We start from the raw sequence: 20609 nt of genomic DNA, 5'->3' as shown, positions 1-20609 counted from the left end.
CTCCCGAAGTTCGGGAGGGCGCACTTCTTTTTGTTTGCCCTAGTTGTCCGACCCCAGTTGTGAGCGAACGGCACTTTCGTCGCCTCAGATGCGCCGAAAGGCGCGTTCGCTCAGGGGAGGGGGACCGAATTCAGAGCGCCCGTCGCTGAAGATGCAGCGCCTCGAGGAACTGCGCCGGCAGATCCTGCTCGAGGATTTCGTCGTCAGGATGCGGTAGCGCTTTGATTTTGGCGAACTCGTCGTTGAGTCGTTCCATCTTGACGTCCAGGCGGTGTGCCGCGGCTGCAGCCTCGGTGAGTTCGTCGAGGAGTTCGACGGGAACCTCGCGGTTGTACTTGTAGTAGATCTTGTGTTCGAGGCTCGCCCAGAAATCCATCGCGATCGTGCGGATCTGAAGTTCGATCGGTACGTGCCTGACGCGGTCACTCATGAAAACCGGGACCTCGACGATCAAGTGCAAGCTCTTGTAGCCGTTGGGTTTCGGATCGGCGATGTAGTCCTCGCGCTCGATCACCCGAAGGTCCGTCTGGCTGGTGAGCATCTCGGCGATTCGGTACGTGTCGGAAATGAAGCTGCAGGTGATACGTACTCCAGCGATGTCGAAGATGTTCTTCGAGATGTCGTCGATCGTCAGCGGGACGTTCAGGCGTTGAGCCTTTCGCAGGATGCTGTCCGGTGACTTGACCCGTGACGTGACGTGTTCGATGGGGCTGTACTGATTGATGTGAGTGAACTCGTCCTTGAGGATGTTCACCTTGGTCATCAGTTCGGAGATTCCGAATTGGTACAACATCATGAAGCGGGAGAACTCGGTCCGCAGTTCGGCGAAATCGGCCCTGCTGACCCCACTGCTGTCTTCCACGTTCGGCACCCTCATCTGTTAGCTGGTGTAACCAGTCTGCCACCGATTGTGCCGTGTCCGGTTTCAGTGGGTGCGCAGTGCGGCGAGCGTCATATCCCGCAGGACTCGACGCGCGCGTGCCGGCGAAGCGGGGTTGGCGCTGTGAGGGGTCGAGTTGATCAGACCGAAGGTGGCATGCGCTTTGATTCGTGCGTCCGCCTGATCGAGTTGGGGATCGAGTTGCTCGAGCACCCCGACCCAGACCTCGACGTACTTGCGCTGCGTCTGGCGTACCTGTCGACGCGCGTCGGCCGGCAGGCTTTCGAGGTCGCGGTCCTGGATGCGGATCAGGTCCGGCTCGCCGAGCGCGAAGTCGAGGTGGAACTCCACCAGTGCGTCGAGAGCAGCGCTCGGTGAGTCCGCTGCCTCCGCTGCCGCAGAGCCGCCTTCGTGCAGGCGCGTGCTGATGCCGACGAGAAGTTCCACGAGGACGGCATCCTTGTTGGGGAAATGCCGGTACACGGCCGGGCCGCTGATGCCGACGGCGGCGCCGAGGTCTTCGAGTCGCACACTCACGAATCCGCGCTCGGCGATCAACCGGGCGGCGGCGTCCAAGAGCTGACGTCGACGGTCGGCCTTCATCTGATCGCGTCGCGTCGGAGCTGCTACCTGCTCAGAGGTCATTCTCTCGATCTTTCTTCGCTTGTGTTCTGGACAACTCAGTTAATCATAGTTAATCTAGTTTCAGTTATCGAGCATTAACTCATGGCGAAGGCGGCGGGATGACTCCCAGTGGAATCACGCAAGGATCGGGCTACCGGTCCGATCACACCGTTCTGGTGGACGAACTGAAGAAGAAACTGGCGCAAGCAGCGCTGGGTGGCAACCAGCGCTCTCGCGAGCGTCACGTGAGCAGAGGGAAGTTACTGCCGCGAGATCGCGTCGACTCGCTGCTCGACCAGGGCAGCCCGTTCCTCGAGCTGTCCCCACTGGCGGCCAACGGCCTGTACGACGACGAGTGCCCGGGCGCCGGCGTCATCACCGGTATCGGTCGTGTGTCGGGTCGCGAGTGCGTCATCGTTGCCAACGACGCGACGGTCAAGGGCGGCACCTACTACCCGATGACGGTGAAGAAGCACCTGCGCGCGCAGGAAGTTGCGCTGCAGAACAACCTTCCCTGCATCTACCTCGTCGACTCCGGCGGCGCCTTCCTGCCGCGCCAGGACGAGGTCTTCCCGGACCGTGAGCACTTCGGCCGGATCTTCTACAACCAGGCGACCATGAGCGCCAAGGGGATTCCCCAGATCGCCGCGGTTCTCGGTTCGTGCACCGCGGGCGGCGCCTACGTGCCCGCGATGAGCGACGAAGCAGTGATCGTCCGCAACCAGGGCACCATCTTCCTCGGCGGCCCGCCGCTGGTGAAGGCAGCCACCGGCGAGATCGTGACGGCGGAAGAGCTCGGCGGCGGCGACCTGCACTCCAAGGTTTCCGGCGTCACCGACCACCTGGCCGAGGACGACCGCGACGCACTTCGGATCGTGCGCAACATCATTGCCACGCTCGGCCCCCGGTCCGAGCGCCCGTGGGACGTCATCTCCACGGTTCCGCCCGTCGCCGATCAGAGCGAGCTGTACGACGTCGTTCCGACTGATCCCCGTACTCCGTACGACGTGCACGAGGTCATCACCAAGCTCGTCGACGGTGGCGCGTTCCAGGAGTTCAAGGCTGAATACGGCAAGACGCTCGTCACCGGTTTCGCGCACATCGAGGGCCACCCGGTCGGCATCATCGCCAACAACGGCGTGCTCTTCGGCGAATCCGCCATGAAGGGAGCACATTTCATCGAACTGTGTGACAAGCGCAGTGTGCCGCTGCTGTTCCTGCAGAACATCGCGGGCTTCATGGTGGGACGCGACTACGAGGCCGGCGGCATCGCCAAGCACGGCGCCAAGATGGTCACGGCAGTCGCGTGTGCGCGGGTCCCCAAGCTGACAGTTGTCATCGGCGGCTCGTACGGCGCCGGCAACTACTCCATGTGTGGACGCGCGTATTCACCTCGCTTCCTGTGGATGTGGCCGAACGCGCGCATCTCGGTCATGGGCGGCGAGCAGGCAGCTTCGGTGCTCTCGACGGTTCGTAGCGAGCAGCTCGACAGCGCGGGTAATCCGTGGTCGGCCGAGGACGAAGAATCCTTCAAGGCGCCGATCCGCGAGCAGTACGAGGCTCAGGGCAATCCGTACTACTCCACTGCGCGGCTGTGGGATGACGGTGTCATCGATCCCGCAGATACCAGAACTGTTCTCGGCCTGGCCCTTTCGGTGTGCGCGAACGCGCCGATCGAGCCGGTCTCCTACGGCGTCTTCCGGATGTGAGCGAAATGACTGAGTTGCGCACTATCGATACTGTTCTCGTGGCCAACCGCGGTGAAATCGCGGTTCGCGTGATCCGCACGTTGCGTGAGTTGGGAATTCGCAGCGTCGCCGTCTACAGCGACGCCGACGCGAATGCTCGCCACGTCCGCGAGGCCGACACTGCCGTCAACATCGGACCGGCCGCGGCGCGTGAAAGCTACCTCGTCATCGACAAGGTCATCGACGCTGCCAAGTCCACCGGTGCTCAGGGTATTCACCCCGGTTACGGCTTCCTGTCGGAGAACTCGGCGTTCTCGGCTGCCTGTGCGGCTGCCGGAATCGCCTTCCTCGGTCCCTCCGAGCACGCCATCGAGGTGATGGGTGACAAGATCACCGCGAAGAACGCCGTTGCCGCGTTCGACGTACCGGTGGTCCCGGGTATCGCTCGCCCCAATCTGACCGACGAAGAACTGATCGCAGCGGCCGAGGACATCGGCTACCCGGTGTTGGTCAAGCCTTCGGCCGGCGGAGGCGGCAAGGGAATGCGTCTGGTCGAGGATCCGGCCAATCTGGCCGAGGCTCTTCGCAGTGCCCGCCGTGAGGCCGCGTCGTCGTTCGGCGACGACACCCTGTTCCTCGAGCGATTCGTCCTGCGGCCCCGGCACATCGAGGTCCAGGTTCTCGCCGACCAGCACGGCAACGTCGTTCACCTCGGTGAGCGCGAATGCAGCCTGCAGCGGCGTCATCAGAAGGTCATCGAAGAGGCTCCCTCGCCGCTGCTCGATCAGGTGACCCGTGACCGGATCGGCGCGGCAGCGTGCAACACCGCTCGAAGCGTCGATTACACCGGCGCCGGCACCGTGGAGTTCATCGTCTCCGCCGACAAGCCGGACGAGTTCTTCTTCATGGAGATGAACACCCGCCTCCAGGTCGAGCATCCCGTTACCGAAATGGTGACCGGACTGGATCTGGTCGAATGGCAGGTCCGTGTGGCAGCAGGGGAGAAGTTGGCCTTCTCCCAGAGTGACATCACGCTGACCGGGCACGCCATCGAAGCTCGTGTGTACGCGGAGGATCCGGGCCGTGGGTTCCTGCCGACGGGCGGCCGCGTCGTCGATCTGGTCGAGCCGTCAGGTTCCGGCGTGCGCGTCGATTCCGGACTGCTCGCGGGCACCGTCGTCGGCAGTGACTACGACCCGATGCTCAGCAAGGTCATCGCCCACGCTCCCGACCGCGCGGGCGCACTGCGCAAGCTCGATCGCGCACTCGGTGACACCGCAGTGCTCGGAGTCGTGACCAACATCGAATTCGCACGGTTCCTCCTCGCTGATCCGGATGTGATCGCGGGCAACCTCGACACCGGTCTGCTCGATCGTCGCGTCGAAGACTTTGTCGCAGCCGACGCCTCCGACGAGGTGCTCATTGCTGCCGCGGCGTATCGCTGGCTCTCGCGGTGGACAACCTCGGAATGCGTTGATCCCTGGGATGTCCCGAGTGGGTGGCGCGTCGGAACTCCCGCTCCGACCAGCATCAGGCTCTCCGCCGGCACCCGAACGGCGCACGTTGCGATCGTCGGCGTTCCCGCGGCTGCAAAGGTCGAGGTCGAAGGTTCACAGCCGCGCGCATTCAGCGCGACCCTGACGGGATCCGAACTGGCGGTGGTGATCGACGGACGTCGACGCACGTTTGTCGTCGCCGAGACCGATGGTGGTCTGTGGCTGGCAGGCGGCGGAACCTGGCACGTGCGCGAGGTTGCCGAAGTCAGCGTTCGCGGTGAGGACAAGCATGCCGGTGACGCCGAAATCGCCAGCCCCATGCCCGGTGCCGTCATCGCAGTCAACGTCGAGAACGGCGCGGCAGTGAGCGCGGGACAACCACTCGTCGTGGTCGAGGCCATGAAGATGGAGCACTCCTTGACGTCCCCGATCGACGGGATCGTGGAAGTGCTTGTCCGTCAGGGCGATCAGGTGATGGTGGATCAGGTTCTGGCCCGCGTGGTACCTGTCGCGGACGAAGAGACTGCAGAAGTAAAGACCGAGAACACGACGCAGAAGGAAGACGCCTGATGTCCGATTACCTTGCCACCGGAGCGCTTCCGGACGAATACCAGCAGCTCGCCAAGACGGTTGCGGATTTCGCGAAGACCGTAGTGGCACCGGTTGCTGCCGAGCACGACGCCAACCACACCTTCCCGTACGAGGTAGTGGCCGGGATGGCCGACATGGGACTGTTCGGCCTGCCGTTTCCCGAGGAGTACGGCGGAATGGGCGGCGACTACTTCGCACTCTGCCTGGCGCTCGAAGAGCTGGGCAAGGTCGACCAGAGCGTCGCGATCACTCTCGAAGCTGGTGTGTCCCTTGGTGCCATGCCGATCTACCGTTTCGGTAACGAGGCACAGAAGCAGGAGTGGCTTCCGCAGCTCACCAGCGGCAAGTCGTTGGCTGCCTTCGGCCTGACCGAACCCGGTGCGGGTAGCGACGCCGGCGGCACCAAGACCACCGCGAAGTTCGACAGCGGTGAGTGGATCATCAACGGCAACAAGCAGTTCATCACCAACTCGGGCACCGACATCACCAAGCTCGTGACGGTCACCGCGGTCACGGGTGTCAAGGACGGCGGCAAGAAGGAGATCTCGACGATCCTCGTGCCGACCACGACGCCCGGCTTCACGGCCGAACCGGCGTACAACAAAGTCGGTTGGAACGCATCCGACACCCATCCGCTCACGTTCGCCGATGTTCGTGTCCCCGAAGAGAATCTGCTCGGTGAGCGCGGCCGCGGCTACGCGAACTTCCTGCGCATCCTCGACGAAGGCCGCATCGCTATTTCCGCGTTGAGCGTCGGTGCCGCCCAGGGCTGCGTCGACGAGTCGATCAAGTATGCCAAGGAACGCGAGGCGTTCGGTCGCCCCATCGGACACAACCAGGCCATTGCGTTCAAGATCGCGCGTATGGAGGCTCGTGCCCACGTCGCACGTACCGCGTACTACGACGCGGCCGCACTCATGTTGTCGGGCAAGCCGTTCAAGAAGCAGGCGTCCATCGCCAAGCTGATTTCTTCCGAAGCAGCCATGGACAACGCCCGTGACGCCACGCAGATCCACGGCGGATACGGCTTCATGAACGAGTACGCCGTCGCGCGCCACTACCGTGACAGCAAGATCCTCGAAATCGGTGAGGGAACGACCGAGGTGCAGTTGATGCTCATCGCTCGTGAGGCAGGGCTGTGACGAACCCCAAGAAGATCACTCAGCGCGGGCTCTGGTTCGAGGAGTTCGAGGTCGGCGCGATCTACGAGCATCGCCCAGGCCGGACGGTGACCGAGGCTGACAACGTCCTGTTCACGACTTTGACCATGAACACGCAGGCGTTGCATCTCGATGCCGCGTACAGCGAGGACACTCAATTCGGTGTGCGGCTGGTCAATTCGATGTTCACCCTGTCGACCATCGTCGGCTTGTCCGTCGCGCAGTTGACGCAGGGCACCATCGTGGCGAACCTCGGTTTCTCCGAGATCAGCTTCCCGAAGCCGCTCTTTCACGGCGACACCTTGTATGCCGAGACGCTCATCGCGGACAAGCGCGAATCGAAGAGCCGTCCAGGTGAAGGCATCGTGACGCTCGTGCACACCGGGCGTAACCAGCACGGTGACGTCGTCGCACTGGCCACGCGCAAGACACTGGTGCAACTGCGTCCGGCAGAGGTGTCCTCATGACGTGGACGCCGCCGGGGCCGGCGTGGTTGTTCTGCCCGGCGGATCGTCCCGAGCGCTATGCGAAGGCCGCGGCTGTTGCCGACGTCGTGATCCTCGATCTCGAAGACGGTGTGGCTCCGGCCGACAAGGAAGCCGCACGTGCAGCCCTGATCGACACGCCTCTCGATCCGGAGCGGACGGTCGTGCGCGTCAATCCGGTCGGTACACCTGATCACGAACTCGATCTGATCGCGCTGGACGGCACACACTATTCGCGTCTCATGCTGTCCAAGTGCGAATCGGCCGAGGACGTCCTCTCGCTCGCACCGGCGGACGTGGTTGCGCTCGTCGAGTCCCCGCGAGGAGCCCTCGCCGTGGCCGACATCGCGCTTGCTGCGAACGCCATCGGTGTCATGTGGGGAGCCGAGGATCTTGTGGCAGGTCTCGGCGGTAATTCGAGCAGGCACCCGAACGGTTCGTACCGCGACGTTGCCAAGCACGTCCGATCGACGTCTCTCCTGGCCGCGAAGAGCTACGGCCGGTTGGCTGTCGATTCCGTGTACCTCGACATCAAGGACCTCGTCGGCCTCGGCGTCGAGTCCGCTGATGCCGTCGCAGTCGGCTTCGACGTGAAGGTTGCGATCCATCCGAGTCAGGTCGAGGTCATCCGTGGGGCCTTCGCACCTTCGGAAAAAGAGATCGACTGGGCCACACGAGTGCTTGCCGCGGTGTCTACTGAACGTGGTGTGTTCGCGTTCGAGGGCAAGATGGTCGACGCTCCCGTTCTCCGTCACGCCGAGAAGCTTCTTCACCGAGCCGGAATCTTTCAGCAGAAGGAGAACTAACGGATGAGCAAAGTCGTGAATACGGCAGCTGAGGCAGTTGCCGACATCGCGAGCGGATCCAGGCTCGCAGTGGGCGGCTTCGGGCTGTGCGGTATTCCCGACGCACTGATCGCGGCGATCGCCGACGGCGACGCCACCGATCTCGAGGTGTTCTCCAACAACTGCGGTGTCGACGACTACGGTCTCGGCATTCTGCTCGGCGCGCACCGGATCGCCAGGGTGACGGCGTCGTACGTGGGGGAGAACAAGGAGTTCGCGCGCCAGTATCTCGCCGGTGAGCTCGAAGTGGAGTTGACGCCGCAGGGGACGCTGGCCGAGCGGCTGCGAGCTGGCGGTACCGGCATCCCGGCGTTCTACACTCCGGCCGGCGTCGGCACCCCGATCGCCGACGGCGGATTGCCGTGGCGATACAACCCGGACGGTTCGATCGCCGTGGCGTCGCCACCGAAGGCGACGGCAGTGTTCGGTGGCCGCACGTATGTATTGGAAGAGGCGATCACCGCTGACTTCGCGCTCGTGCACGCGGACTACGGCGACACCGAAGGAAATCTCGTCTTCAACAAGACCGCGATGAACTTCAACCCGCTTGCTGCCATGGCCGGCCGGATCACCATCGCGCAGGTGGAGAACCTCGTCGAGCCGGGCGACATCGACCCCGCGCACGTGCACCTACCTGGAGTGTTCGTCGCGCGGGTCGTGCACACAGGCCCACAGGAGAAGCGGATCGAGAAGCGGACCGTCTCAGGAGGCACCAAGTGACCAGTGCAGATGAAACCCGTATCGGTTGGACTCGCCACGAGATGGCCGCTCGCGCTGCCGCCGAGATGCGGCCGGGGGAGTACGTCAACCTCGGCATCGGCCTGCCGACGCTGATCCCCAGTTACCTGCCCGAGGGCGTCAAGGTGGTCCTCCACAGCGAGAACGGCATCCTCGGTACCGGACCGTATCCGACCGATGATCAGGTCGATGCCGACCTCATCAATGCAGGTAAAGAAACCGTCACCGTCAATTCAGGCGCCGCGTTCTTCGACTCGGCTCTCTCCTTCGGCATGATCCGCGGTGGTCACATCGACACCGCGGTGCTCGGCGGGATGCAGGTATCGAAGACCGGTGACCTTGCCAACTGGTTGGTGCCGGGCAAGATGGTGAAGGGTATGGGCGGGGCGATGGACCTGGTCCACGGTGCCCGCCGCGTCATCGTCGTGATGGAGCACACCGACCGCGACGGCAATCCCAAGATCGTCGAGGCCTGCACGCTGCCGCTTACCGGTCAGAGCGTCGTCAACCGGATCATCACCGACCTGGCAGTGCTGGACGTCGCCGCGGACGGGCTGCAGCTTGTGGAGCTGGCTCCAGGGGTCAGCAGCGAGCACCTGAAGAGTGTGACTGGTGTGGGCTTTTCCTGAAGCTTCGTACCGTAAATCGAAGAACGCGCCGACCGCTGGTCGGCGCGTTCTTTCGTCGGTCTGTCGGCGAGTACCGATAGTCTCGATCAGCGACTGTCGAATCTTGTTCGAGCTCAGACACCCAGTACCTGGCGGCCCTGTAAATTGTCCGAGGTGACTGATGTGGATTGGGGTGTAGATCGTCGGTTGCAATTGATTGTCCCAGGGGGAGAGGTATCGCGCGCCGCGTCTGAACGGTGCGTTTCGGCAATGCGATCGGGGGGTAGATGAGCTGGGCGATTTGTAACGAATTGCAACAAAACCGTCGATACACCGGGGTATGGATTTCTCTTGTCACCTATGTATCGGAGACAATGGGTGGTTCTGGCTCGTCGAGGTTGGATGAGGTCGGTAGCTGCTGCGAATCGGACGTTCGGCTCGCACGGGTGCGCAATGGTGTGGAAGAGAGGCTGTGGGCGTGAATTCGCTGGGTAACGGAGAACTGGGGAGCGGCAAGCCGGAGGTCGGCAGCTCGCCGGAAGACGTTCAGCGATCCGACGCATTCCCGCTTTCCGCGGCCCAGCTCGGTATGTGGTTCGCGCAACACCTCGATCCCGCCGTTCCGGTCAACATCGCTCAGTACGTCGAACTCCGTGGTGCTCTGGAACTTGACGCCCTTCGCCAGGCCTGCGCAGACGCCGGTCGCGAAATCGGGTCGGCCTTCGTCCGGATCTTCGAGATCGACGCCCAGCCTTACCAGATCATCGACCCCACACTCGATGATTCGGTCGGTTACGTCGACCTTCGTAGTGAAGACGACTCGCACGACGCTGCCATGCGGTGGATGCGAGCAGATCGCAGCCGGCCGATCGACATGCTCACGGACCGCTTGATCTCTGCCACGATCCTGCGGCTCGGCGAGAATCGCTACTACTGGTACACGCGGGTCCACCACACAATTCTCGACGGATTCGGTGCGTCGACGTTCGTCACTCGTGTGGCGGAGCTGTACTCGGCGCGCGTGGAGGGCCGGGATCCGGAGCCGAGTGAGGCCTCCGATCTCCGGAACGTCTACGAGGTGGACAACAAGTACCGCCAGTCGAGTCGTTTCGAAACCGATCGCAAGTACTGGGCAGACAAGATCGAGAATCTCGACGAGATCTCGAGCCTCGCGGGTCGAAGTGCCGCGCCGGCTCCAGTCAGTCGGATCGACAGTGCAGCGCTGTCCAACCACGTCGAGGCTCTGCTCGGGCGGTTCCTCGAGCGCATCGAGAAGACCACTGTTGCCGGCACTGTCGTCGCGGCGTTTGCGGCGTACCTCGCTCAGATGACCGGGCGAGAGGACGTGTCGCTGAGTCTGCCCGTTTCCGGTCGAACAACAGCCGTGCTGCGTCGATCCGGAGGCATGGTCTCCAACGTCGTGCCGCTGCGACTGACCGTCACTGCGGACACCACCGTCCAGGAGCTTCTGGACGACGTCAGGAACGAAATGTCCGGCGCACTGCGCCACCAGCGATACCGACACGAGGACATGGTTCGCGGCGGTGACGGGCCGGGCCGGGGCGGATTCTTCGGCCCGTGGATCAACATCATGATGTTTTCCACCGAGTTGGCGTTCGGGCCCCTCGTCGGCGAACTTCACATCTTGTCCACGGGTTTGATCGAAGACCTCGGTGTCAACCTGTATCAGAGCGTCGGCGATACCCGCACACACATCGACTTCGAGTCGAATCCCAATCTGTACGCGCCCGCGGACGCCCAGCGAAATCACTCGCGGTTCGTAGAGTTTCTCGAGAAGTTCGTCTCGGCCGAAACGAGCCGCAAGGTCTGGGATCTTCCTGTCGCAACCGACGAGGAGCGAAACAAGGTTGCCTTGTGGAACCGCACCGGCTTCCACGTTGCCTCGCAGACCATCACCGAAGCATTCGAGCGTCAGGTCGAGAGAACTCCCGATGCCACCGCTGTCATTTTCGAAGGCGCCAGCCTCACGTACGCCGAATTCGACTCTCGCGCAAATGGTTTGGCTCGTCAACTCATCGCCATGGGTGTTGGGCCCGAATCGCTTGTAGGACTGTCGATCCGCAGGTCTTTGGACTTGATGGTCGGTCTGTACGCGATTGCCAAGGCCGGCGGAGCCTGGGTACCGGTGGATCCCGACCACCCAGCCGACCGCACCGCCTACATTCTCGAGTCGGCGCAGCCCACGTGTGTTGTGACCACTGCGCGGGACGACGTGGATCTGCCCTCGGGCACACGGGTCATCGAGATCGACACACTGGACTATGGGCAGCTCGACAGCAGGCCGATCGTCAACGCGGATCGCCTGTCTCCCTTGCATTTCTCGAACACTGCGTACGTGATCTACACCTCGGGTTCGACCGGTCGACCCAAGGGTGTCGCGGTCACTCACGCGGCGATCAACAATCAGCTTCAGTGGATGAACGCCGAGTACGGGCTTTCGGCGTCGGACATCTACCTGCAGAAGACCGCTACGACATTCGACGTGTCGCTGTGGGGATTTTTCATGCCGTTGCAGGTCGGCGCCACGCTCGTCGTCGCGACTCCGGACGGTCATCGAGACCCGATCTACGTGGCGAACAAGATCGCGGAGCTCGGCGTCACGATCACCGACTTCGTGCCATCCATGCTCACGCTGTTCACTGCGAATGCACCTGCCGGATCTTGTGATTCGTTGCGCCACGTGTTTGTCATCGGCGAGGCGCTCCCGCCCGAGACGTCTTCCGCCTTCCGCGAACTCTGTGGAGCCGGACTGCACAACCTGTACGGTCCGACCGAAGCCGCGGTATCGGTCACGTACTACGAGGCCGTGGCCACGGATACTACTTCCGTGCCGATCGGTATGCCGCAGTGGAACACTCAGGCGCACGTACTGGACGGGCAACTTCGCCCGACCCCCATCGGGCAGCCGGGTGAGCTCTATCTCGCCGGCGTTCAACTCGCGCGCGGATACGTTGGTCGACCGGACCTGAGCTCGGATCGGTTCGTAGCCAATCCGTACGGCACGGCCGGTGAGCGTATGTACCGGACCGGCGACCTCGTTCGTCGCCGTGAGGACGGAAATCTCGACTACATCGGGCGTACAGACTTCCAGGTGAAGTTCCGCGGGCAGCGCATCGAACTCGGCGAGATCGAGACCGTCCTTCTGGCGCACCCCGACGTTTCGCAGGCTGTCGTTTTGGTGACCGTCACCCCGACCGGTGATCAATTGGTCGGCTACGTCGTGCCGGGTCCAGGCCGAAACATCGATGCTGCGGTGCTCAGTGAGTTCGCCGGCCGAAGCCTCCCGTCGTACATGGTTCCGGCCGCGTTGATGGTGCTCGATGCGTTGCCGCTCAACACGAGTGGCAAATTGGATCGTGCCGGGTTGCCCGAGCCGGTGTTCGCGAGTGCGAAGCAGTACCGCGAGCCCCGCACCGAAATCGAACGCATCGTGGCGGACGTGTTTGCCGACGTTCTCGGTGTCGAGCGCGTCGGTATCGATGACGACTTCTTCGAGCTCGGTGGAAACTCTCTGGTTGCAACACAATTGGTGACGCGAGTGGGTTCGGCATTGGGAGTGCAACTCGGCGTTCGAGAGCTCTTCGAATCCACCACGGTCGCCACCCTGGCGGCCCGCGCCGAGTCGGTGGCGGGCAACGCCAGGCAGCTCACCCCGCTGATCGCCAAGCCTCGTCCCGAGGTCGTCCCGCTCTCGCTTGCGCAGCAGCGCATGTGGTTCATCAACCGTCTCGATCCGTCGACGCCCGCCTACAATCTTCCGTTCACGGTCCGGCTCACCGGTTCGGTGGACCCGTCCGCCCTGCATGCCGCGGTGATGGATCTTCTCGAGCGACACGAGTCCTTGCGGACGATCTACCCTGATGTCGACGGAACCGCGCAACAGCTGGTTCTGCCGGTCGACCGGGCCGCGGTGGAGTTGAATCCGGTCAAGATTCGGAATTCGCATCTCGACGCGGCGCTGTTCGACGTGGCGTCTCGCGGCTTCGACGTGACGCTCGAAATCCCGGTACGGGTTGCCCTCTTCGAGGTGTCTCCGACGGACTACGTCCTGGTGATGGTTCTCCATCACATCGCTGCAGACGGACTGTCGTTCCGTCCGCTCGCACGTGACCTTCTCGTCGCCTACTCGGCGCGAAGTGAGAAGTCTGCGCCGGCGTGGACGCCGCTGCCAATTCAGTACGCCGACTACGCCCTGTGGCAGCGCGAAGCACTGGGATCCGACGAAGACCCGCGCTCGGAGTCGTCTCGCCAGATAAACTTCTGGCGCCGGGCACTTGCCGATCTGCCGGATCAGTTGGATCTGCCGACCGACCGACCTCGTCCTGCCATCGCGTCCAATCACGGCGCCAAGCACCATTTTCAGATCAGCGAACGCACGACGCGCAAGTTGAACGAGTTGGCGCGCTCGAGGAGCGTCTCGCTGTTCATGGTGTTGCAGGCGGCATATGCAACGCTGTTGAGCCGGCTCAGTGGTACCTCCGACATCGCGATCGGTGCCCCGATCGGCGGGCGAGGCGATCAAGCGCTCAACGACGTGATCGGCATGTTCGTGAACACCCTGGTGCTTCGCACCGAGGTCGATCCTGATGAGCCATTCGCCAATCTGATTCAGCGAGTTCGTGATTCGGGCTTGTCTGCGTACGCACATGCGGATGTCCCATTCGAGCGCCTGGTAGAGGCTCTCAATCCGCCGCGCTCACGGGCTCGTCACCCTCTGTTCCAGGTTGCGTTGACCGCGGAGATCAGTGGACGGCGCGAGCTCGAGTTCTCTGGAGTGAAGGCCGTGGCGGCGGAACTCGAGGTGCCGATCGCGAAGTTCGACATCGAGCTGATGGTGTCCGAGGGGCAAGAGGGCGCAACGGACTTCGAAGGCCTGGAGGCGACGCTTACCTACGCGACCGATCTCTTCGATGCTTCGACAATGGTGGAGTTCGCCGAGCGTTTCATCCGCGTCCTGAATGCCGTCGTCGACGATCAAAACACGAAGGTCGGCGATATCGCCGTGTTCGGGAAAGACGAGTCGGCAAGAGTGCTCGACTGGTCGGCGGGAACGCGCTGTAGTGCTCCGGAGTTGTCGATCTTGTCGGCCTTCTACCGTGCTGCAGACGCTCAGCCGAACGCCGTCGCGGTGGCGGACGACGATCGAACACTGACCTACGAGGAATTGGACACACGGTCCAGTCTCCTCGCACTGGAACTGGCCGCGATCGGTGTATGTGCGGGCGACGTTGTGGCGTTGACCGTTGCCAGGTCGTGGCAATGGGTAGTGGCGATGCTGGCTGCATGGAAGGTAGGAGCCGCGTACGCACCCATCGACCCGAGCTTCCCGCAGGAGCGCATCCAGTCGATTCTGGAAGATACCGATGCGGTGTGTGTCGTGACTGTCGACATCATCGAACTCGACATCCCGATACTCGTTGTGAAGTCTGATCTTCCCCCGGCGACCGCCGTTCAGCGCCAGGACGACCCCTGGCTTTCTGTCGGTGCGAAAGATCATCTCGGATATGTGATTTCGACGTCCGGCTCGACCGGGCGTCCCAAGCCGACGATGGTACCGATGCGAGGCATCGAGAACACCGTGGCGTGGTACCGCTCGGAACTGCCCGAAGCCGGGCCGATCCTTGTTGCGTCCTCACCGAGTTTCGACCTCACGCAGAAGAACATATGGGCAGCGCTCGGTAGTGGAGTGCCGCTTCATTTGAGCGGAGATGGTTTCGACCCGCATGCCATTCTCGGGATCGTCGAATCAGCTGGCATCCGTGTTGCGAACATGTCGCCGAGCGCCTTCGTCGCTCTTTCCGATGCAGATGCGGAGGGAGTGCTCACACAACTGGATGTAGTCTTCCTCGGCGGTGAGCCGATCCAACTCCCCAGGCTCTCGCACCTGATGCGGGCTGGAGTGCGAATCGTCAACAGCTATGGTCCCACTGAGGCTTCGGATGTTGTTTCGGCACTGTCTGCGACATCCGAGCACAGCGCCGGAGTGCCTATCGGTACGCCGATTCCGAACATCGACTTGTTTGTGCTCGATTCTCGTCTGCATCCGGTCCCAGCCGGCGTGATCGGCGAGCTGTACGTTGCGGGCGTTGGTGTCGGGCGAGGTTACGGTGCTCGGTTCGACGTGACGGCAGAACGGTTCGTCGCAAATCCGTTCGGCGACGGTGGTTCCAGGATGTACCGGACAGGCGATCTTGTCCGGTGGAACGATCTGGGACAGTTGGAGTATGTCGGCCGCAGCGACTTCCAGGTGAAACTGCGTGGGCTGCGGATCGAATTGGGCGAGATCGAAGCCGCGCTCGTGTCGCTCGAGTCAGTCGTGCAAGCCGTCGTCTTGATGCACAACGACGAACGGATCGGCGATCAACTTGTCGCGTACGTCGTCGCGGACGGTGACACGTCCCTCGAAACTGAGATGCTCACGACTGCCGTCGCGGAGAAGCTTCCCGAGTACATGATTCCTTCCGCGTTCATGATCGTGGAGGAAATCCCCCTGACGTCGAACGGCAAGTTGGATCGTCGCGCATTGCCAGTCCCCACGTTCGAGGTCCGCGAATTCCGTGCACCCACCACGCCGGTGGAAGAGATTGTCGCGCAGGTGATTGCGGATGTTCTCGGAGTGGAACGAGTCGGCCTCGACGACGACTTCTTTGAACTCGGTGGCAACTCCCTGGTGGCTACTCAGGTCACCTCCCGATTGGGGCGGGCGCTCGACACGACGGTGCCAGTGCGAACGCTATTCGACGTTTCCACCGTCGAGGCGCTCGCCGCACACATCGAGTCGCACGTAGGTAGCGGCGGGCAGAAGGCGCTCGTCGCACAGGTGCGTCCCGCGGAAATTCCGTTGTCGCTGGCGCAGCAGCGCATGTGGTTCCTGAACCGCTTCGATACCGACTCAGCTGCTTACAACATCACTTTTGCTCTGCACCTGACTGGTCATCTCGATACTGCCGCGATGGAAACTGCGCTCGAGGACGTACTGGCCCGGCATGAAGTGCTCCGAACGGTATATCCGGACGGGGCTTCCGGACCGAAGCAGTCGATTCTGTCGCTCTCGGAGGCGTTCGGCGGGCTGACCGTGGAGTCGGTTTCGGATCAGGACGAGCTCGAAAGTCGAGTCGCTGCAATCGGATCCTCAGCGATCGACGTCACCGTCGACGTGCCGATCCGTGTCCGCCTGTTGACGGTCAGCGACACCGAGCACACCCTTGCGATCGTGGTTCATCACATCGCCGCTGACGGTTGGTCGATGGCGCCCCTGGCTCGCGATGTCATGATTGCCTACTCGGCACGCAAGGACGGGATCGCGCCGGCGTGGCAGCCGTTGACTGTGCAGTACGCCGACTATTCGTTGTGGCAGCGTGAGGTTCTGGGCTCGGAAGACGACTCGGAATCACTGATCTCGCAGCAGATCTCGTACTGGACCGAGACTCTGGCAGACCTACCGGACGTGATCGAGCTTCCGTCGGACCGGTCTCGGCCTGATGTGGCGTCGATGCGCGGCGAGCGATTCGCGTTCGAGATCTCCGGGGATGTGCACCGTCGATTGGACGCGCTGGCACGGGAGAACAACGCGACGCTCTTCATGGCGTTGCACTCGGCGCTTGCCGTTCTGATGGCCCGACTGAGCGGGACCTCGGACATCGCCGTGGGCACTCCCGTTGCCGGTCGCGGGGACGAGGCGCTCGACGATCTCGTCGGCATGTTCGTCAACACGCTTGTTCTGCGCACCGAGGTCGACCAGGCCCAGGCATTCACAGATCTGCTGGCTGCGGCGAGTGATTCCGCGCTCGGAGCGTTCGCTCACTCGGACGTGCCCTTCGAGCGGTTGGTGGACGTCTTGGCTCCCGCCCGGTCGCAGGCCAGACATCCGCTCTTCCAGGTTGTGCTGTCCTTGCAGAATCTCGCGCAAACGGCATTGGAACTGCCGGGACTGGCGATCAAGGCCGCCGAAATCGACACGACCACTGCCAAGTTCGACCTCGAACTCGCAGTGACAGAGTCGATCGGCGAAGACGGGATCCAGCAAGGGCTCTCGGCCGAATTCACGTTTGCTGCAAATCTGTTCGACGTTTCGACGGTCGAGGGGTTTGCTCGGCGTCTGGTTCGTATCCTCGAGACTGTCGTGTCGGTTCCTTCGATTGTCGTCGGTGACATCGATATTCTCGATGCGGCCGAGCGGGGTGTCCTGGCCGATGTTCATGGAGGTCAGTCGGTCTCGGGAACCCTGGTCGAGATTCTCACAGCGGCGGCCGCTGTGGATCCGTCGGCGGATGCGATTCGCTTCGACGGTCAGTCGATCAGCTACCACGAACTCCACGAGCGGTCGTCGCAACTCGCTCGTGTTCTGATTGCGAAGGGCGTCGGGCCGGAGGATCGGGTCGCGATCGCGATTCCGCGTTCGGCCGATTCGGTTCTCGCTCTGTGGGCAGTGGCGAAAACGGGTGCTGCGTTCGTACCAGTCGACCCGACGTATCCGGTTGACCGTATCGCCCATATGATCTCCGATTCCGGTGCGGTGCTGGGTCTTGCGCTCAGTGACGTCGAGGCAGGATTGCCGTCGGCGTTGACGTGGGTTGTTCTCGACGACGAGAAGACAGTGGCGGCGTGCGCGGCAGAATCCTGCGCGCCGGTGAGTGATTCGGATCGACGTAGTGCGATCGACGAGCGGCAGCCTGCGTACGTCATCTACACGTCCGGCACCACAGGTCTGCCCAAGGGCGTTGTGGTCACCAACGCCGGTGTGGCGAACTTCTGCGCCGAGCAGGTCGAGCGCTATGCGCTGACCGCGGATGCTCGGACGCTGCATTTCGCCTCGCCGAGTTTCGATGCGTCTGTCCTCGAGTTGCTGATGGCATTCGGCTCCGCGTCGACGATGGTGATTGCGCCGACGACGGTGTACGGCGGCGCGGAATTGGCCGAGATCTTGCGCTCGGAGGGCGTGACGCATGCGTTCGTGACGCCCGCTGCGCTGGCATCAGTGGATCCGAGCGGGCTCGACGCGTTGCGGGTGGTTGTCGTCGGTGGCGAAGCCAGTTCGCGTTCTCTCGTTGCCAAGTGGGCGGTGCCGCTTCCGGATGGCGGTGTGCGTGGATTCTTCAATGCGTACGGTCCGACGGAGTCGACAGTCGCCTCGAACATCAGCGATACGCTGACCGCGTTTGATCGTATGAACATCGGCGGCCCGATTCGGGGAATGGCCGCGCGGATCTTGGACGGCCGCTTGCAGCCCGTTCCGGTTGGTGTCGCAGGTGAGTTGTACGTGTCGGGTGTTCAGGTCGCACGTGGATACCTGGGACAGCCGGCATTGACAGCGGGTCGTTTTGTCGCAGACCCGTTCGGGGCGCCGGGAGAGCGGTTGTACCGCACGGGTGACGTGGTCCGGTGGATCGACGGTGGCGCAGTGGAGTACGTGGGCCGCAGTGACTTCCAGGTCAAGATCCGTGGGTTCCGTATCGAACTCGGCGAGATCGAGGCCGCGCTGACCCGTTGCGCGGGCGTTGCGCAAGCTGTTGCTCTCGTTCGTTCCGACGATCACTTCGGAGATCGTCTCGTTGCATACGTCGTGCCGCAGGCCGGCGCCGAGGTGGATCCCGCACAGGTCATCGAGTCGGTGTCGACGTTCCTGACCGGCTACATGGTCCCCGACTCGGTACTGGTACTCGATTCGATTCCGTTGACCACCGCGGGCAAGACGGACATCAAGGCTCTGCCCTCGCCCGTGTTCGAGTCCAAGGTGTACCAGGCGCCGATCACGACCGTCGAAGAGACTGTCGCGCAGGTGTTCTCCGAAGTTCTCGGAGTCGCACAGGTTGGCCGCGACGACGATTTCTTCGAACTCGGCGGCAACTCGTTGATCGCGACCCGTGTCGCCGCTCGGCTGGGAGAGGCGCTCGACACAAGCGTTCCGGTTCGTGCGCTCTTCGAAGCGTCGACCGTGCAGTCACTCGCCGTCCGGCTCGAGCTGCACGCCGGTTCGGGCGCCACCGCCCCACTGGTGCAGCAGCCCCGGCCAGCTCGGATCCCACTTTCGTTGGCGCAGCAGCGCATGTGGTTCCTGAACAGGTTCGAACCCGCGTCGGCAGTGAACAACGTCCCGGCGGCGATCAGGATTTCGGGCGCCCTCGATGTGGCAGCTCTTGACGCCGCCGTGATCGATGTCGTGGGCCGACACGAATCACTGCGAACTGTGTATCCAGACGTCGACGGCGTCGGCTATCAGGACGTCCTCGACGTCCAAGACGTTGTCGTCGACCTCAGCCCCGTGTCGATCACGGAAGATCGCCTGGCTGCGGGCGTCGCCGAGCTGGCGACAGTCGGCTTCGACGTGACGTCCGAAGTCCCGTTGCGCGCCAAGCTCTTCAAAGTCGGCGACAGCGAATACGTCCTGGTGTTCGTCGTGCATCACATCTCGACCGACGGTTTCTCGATGGGTCCGTTGACCCGTGACGTGATGGTTGCCTACGAAGCACGTACACGAGCGTCGGTGCCGGCTTGGACGCCGTTGCCGGTGCAGTACGCCGATTACTCGTTGTGGCAGCGTGAGGTTCTCGGGTCCGAGGACGATCCGCGGTCCGTGATCGCGAAGCAGATTGCGTTCTGGTCGGATGCGTTGGCTGATCTTCCGGAGCAGTTGGATCTGCCTGCCGATCGTCCGCGTCCCGAGGTCGCTTCAGGGCGCGGAGCCGAGGTCGAGTTCGATATCGACGCCACCCTGCACGAAGCTGTCAATTCGATTGCGCACAGCAGTAACTCGACACCATTCATGGTTGTTCACGCAGCGCTCGCCGTCGTACTTTCTCGTTTGTCCGCAACGACCGACATCGCGATCGGTACACCGATCGCGGGTCGCGGTGAGGCGCAGCTCGACGATCTGATCGGTATGTTCGTCAACACTTTGGTGTTGCGTACCGAGGTTGATCCGTCGATGTCGTTCACGGATCTGTTGGCGTCGGCGCGTGAAGTGGATCTACAGGCGTTCGCGCATGCGGATGTTCCGTTCGAGCGTGTGGTGGAGGTTCTCGATCCGGTTCGTTCGCAGGCTCGTCATCCGCTGTTCCAGGTGGCATTGACGTTCCAGAACCACGAACAGACAACGCTCGAACTGGGCGACCTCGAAGTGTCGATCGAAAGTGCCGATCTTGCGCTGGCGAAATTCGACCTCCAGTTGACCCTGACCGAACGAACCGACGAGGCCGGCGCACCCGCCGGAATGTCCGCCTCTTTGACGTATGCGACGGATCTGTTCGACGAGTCGACCGTTGTGGAATTCGGTGATCGGCTGGTAAGGACCTTCCGTGCGGTGACTGCTGATCCCACCGTAGCGGTGGGTGACGTTGACATCTTGGTCGATGGAGAACGAAACCTGCTGTCCCGCTTCAGTGCCGGCCAGATCGATCGTGGTGTGGATTCGACGTTGTCGGCGTGGTTCGATGATGCTGCTGCGCGGTTTGGTGATCGGGTTGCGGTGCGGTTC

Annotated in this window: 10 protein-coding genes; 8 read left to right on the top strand and 2 right to left on the bottom strand. The window is 62.7% G+C overall.

Annotation, left to right across the window (positions count from 1 at the left end):
* Nucleotides 1-130: 130 nt before the first annotated feature.
* Both AC1Q61_RS29735 and AC1Q61_RS29730 read right to left on the bottom strand, forming a co-directional pair.
* A complete protein-coding gene (locus AC1Q61_RS29735; RefSeq protein WP_024487832.1) occupies nt 131-877 on the bottom strand; it encodes a GTP pyrophosphokinase in 747 nt (248 codons plus the stop codon).
* Nucleotides 878-925: 48 nt separating this feature from the next.
* On the bottom strand, nt 926-1525 hold the full coding sequence (locus tag AC1Q61_RS29730; RefSeq protein WP_003941968.1) for an SACE_7040 family transcriptional regulator: 600 nt from the start codon (nt 1523-1525) through the stop codon (nt 926-928).
* A gap of 98 nt (nt 1526-1623) precedes the next feature.
* Between AC1Q61_RS29730 and AC1Q61_RS29725 the strand changes: the two genes are divergently transcribed.
* The 8 genes from AC1Q61_RS29725 to AC1Q61_RS29690 all read left to right on the top strand — a co-directional run.
* The gene (locus tag AC1Q61_RS29725) at nt 1624-3213 is read left to right on the top strand and encodes a carboxyl transferase domain-containing protein (RefSeq protein ID WP_007730188.1); all 1590 of its coding nucleotides are present in this window, start codon (nt 1624-1626) and stop codon (nt 3211-3213) included.
* Nucleotides 3214-3218: 5 nt separating this feature from the next.
* Nucleotides 3219-5258 carry an acetyl-CoA carboxylase biotin carboxylase subunit gene (locus AC1Q61_RS29720; RefSeq protein ID WP_042922512.1) on the top strand — a complete coding sequence of 680 codons (2040 nt, stop codon included), beginning with the start codon at nt 3219-3221 and terminating at the stop codon, nt 5256-5258.
* Nucleotides 5258-6421, top strand: coding sequence for an acyl-CoA dehydrogenase family protein (locus tag AC1Q61_RS29715; RefSeq protein WP_007730190.1), 1164 nt, complete (start codon nt 5258-5260; stop codon nt 6419-6421). Before AC1Q61_RS29720 ends, AC1Q61_RS29715 begins: the two co-directional genes overlap by 1 nt.
* Entirely contained in the window at nt 6418-6906 is a 489-nt protein-coding gene (locus AC1Q61_RS29710; protein WP_003942078.1) for a MaoC family dehydratase, read from the top strand. Before AC1Q61_RS29715 ends, AC1Q61_RS29710 begins: the two co-directional genes overlap by 4 nt.
* The gene (locus AC1Q61_RS29705) at nt 6903-7730 is read left to right on the top strand and encodes an HpcH/HpaI aldolase/citrate lyase family protein (RefSeq protein WP_003942031.1); all 828 of its coding nucleotides are present in this window, start codon (nt 6903-6905) and stop codon (nt 7728-7730) included. The genes AC1Q61_RS29710 and AC1Q61_RS29705 overlap by 4 nt, the downstream gene beginning before the upstream one ends.
* A gap of 3 nt (nt 7731-7733) precedes the next feature.
* Nucleotides 7734-8489, top strand: coding sequence for a CoA transferase subunit A (locus tag AC1Q61_RS29700; protein ID WP_042922395.1), 756 nt, complete (start codon nt 7734-7736; stop codon nt 8487-8489).
* Nucleotides 8490-8530: 41 nt separating this feature from the next.
* Nucleotides 8531-9136, top strand: coding sequence for a 3-oxoacid CoA-transferase subunit B (locus AC1Q61_RS29695; RefSeq protein WP_492651365.1), 606 nt, complete (start codon nt 8531-8533; stop codon nt 9134-9136).
* A gap of 457 nt (nt 9137-9593) precedes the next feature.
* The coding region (locus AC1Q61_RS29690) for an amino acid adenylation domain-containing protein (protein ID WP_492651363.1) at nt 9594-20609 on the top strand (11016 nt) is incomplete at its 3' end.

Source organism: Rhodococcus sp. MPR-R1B (genome assembly GCF_058793255.1).
The sequence above is the reverse complement of the archived record's forward strand: the minus strand, read 5'-3'. Positions and strand labels throughout refer to the sequence as shown.

Excerpts from the sequence above, each read along its gene's own strand:
- AC1Q61_RS29735 (WP_024487832.1), bottom strand. The coding sequence starts at position 877 with ATGAGGGTGCCGAACGTGGAAGACAGCAGTGGGGTCAGCAGGGCCGAT.
- AC1Q61_RS29730 (WP_003941968.1), bottom strand. The coding sequence starts at position 1,525 with ATGACCTCTGAGCAGGTAGCAGCTCCGACGCGACGCGATCAGATGAAG.
- AC1Q61_RS29725 (WP_007730188.1), top strand. The coding sequence starts at position 1,624 with ATGACTCCCAGTGGAATCACGCAAGGATCGGGCTACCGGTCCGATCAC.
- AC1Q61_RS29720 (WP_042922512.1), top strand. The coding sequence starts at position 3,219 with ATGACTGAGTTGCGCACTATCGATACTGTTCTCGTGGCCAACCGCGGT.
- AC1Q61_RS29715 (WP_007730190.1), top strand. The coding sequence starts at position 5,258 with ATGTCCGATTACCTTGCCACCGGAGCGCTTCCGGACGAATACCAGCAG.
- AC1Q61_RS29705 (WP_003942031.1), top strand. The coding sequence starts at position 6,903 with ATGACGTGGACGCCGCCGGGGCCGGCGTGGTTGTTCTGCCCGGCGGAT.
- AC1Q61_RS29700 (WP_042922395.1), top strand. The coding sequence starts at position 7,734 with ATGAGCAAAGTCGTGAATACGGCAGCTGAGGCAGTTGCCGACATCGCG.
- AC1Q61_RS29695 (WP_492651365.1), top strand. The coding sequence starts at position 8,531 with ATGGCCGCTCGCGCTGCCGCCGAGATGCGGCCGGGGGAGTACGTCAAC.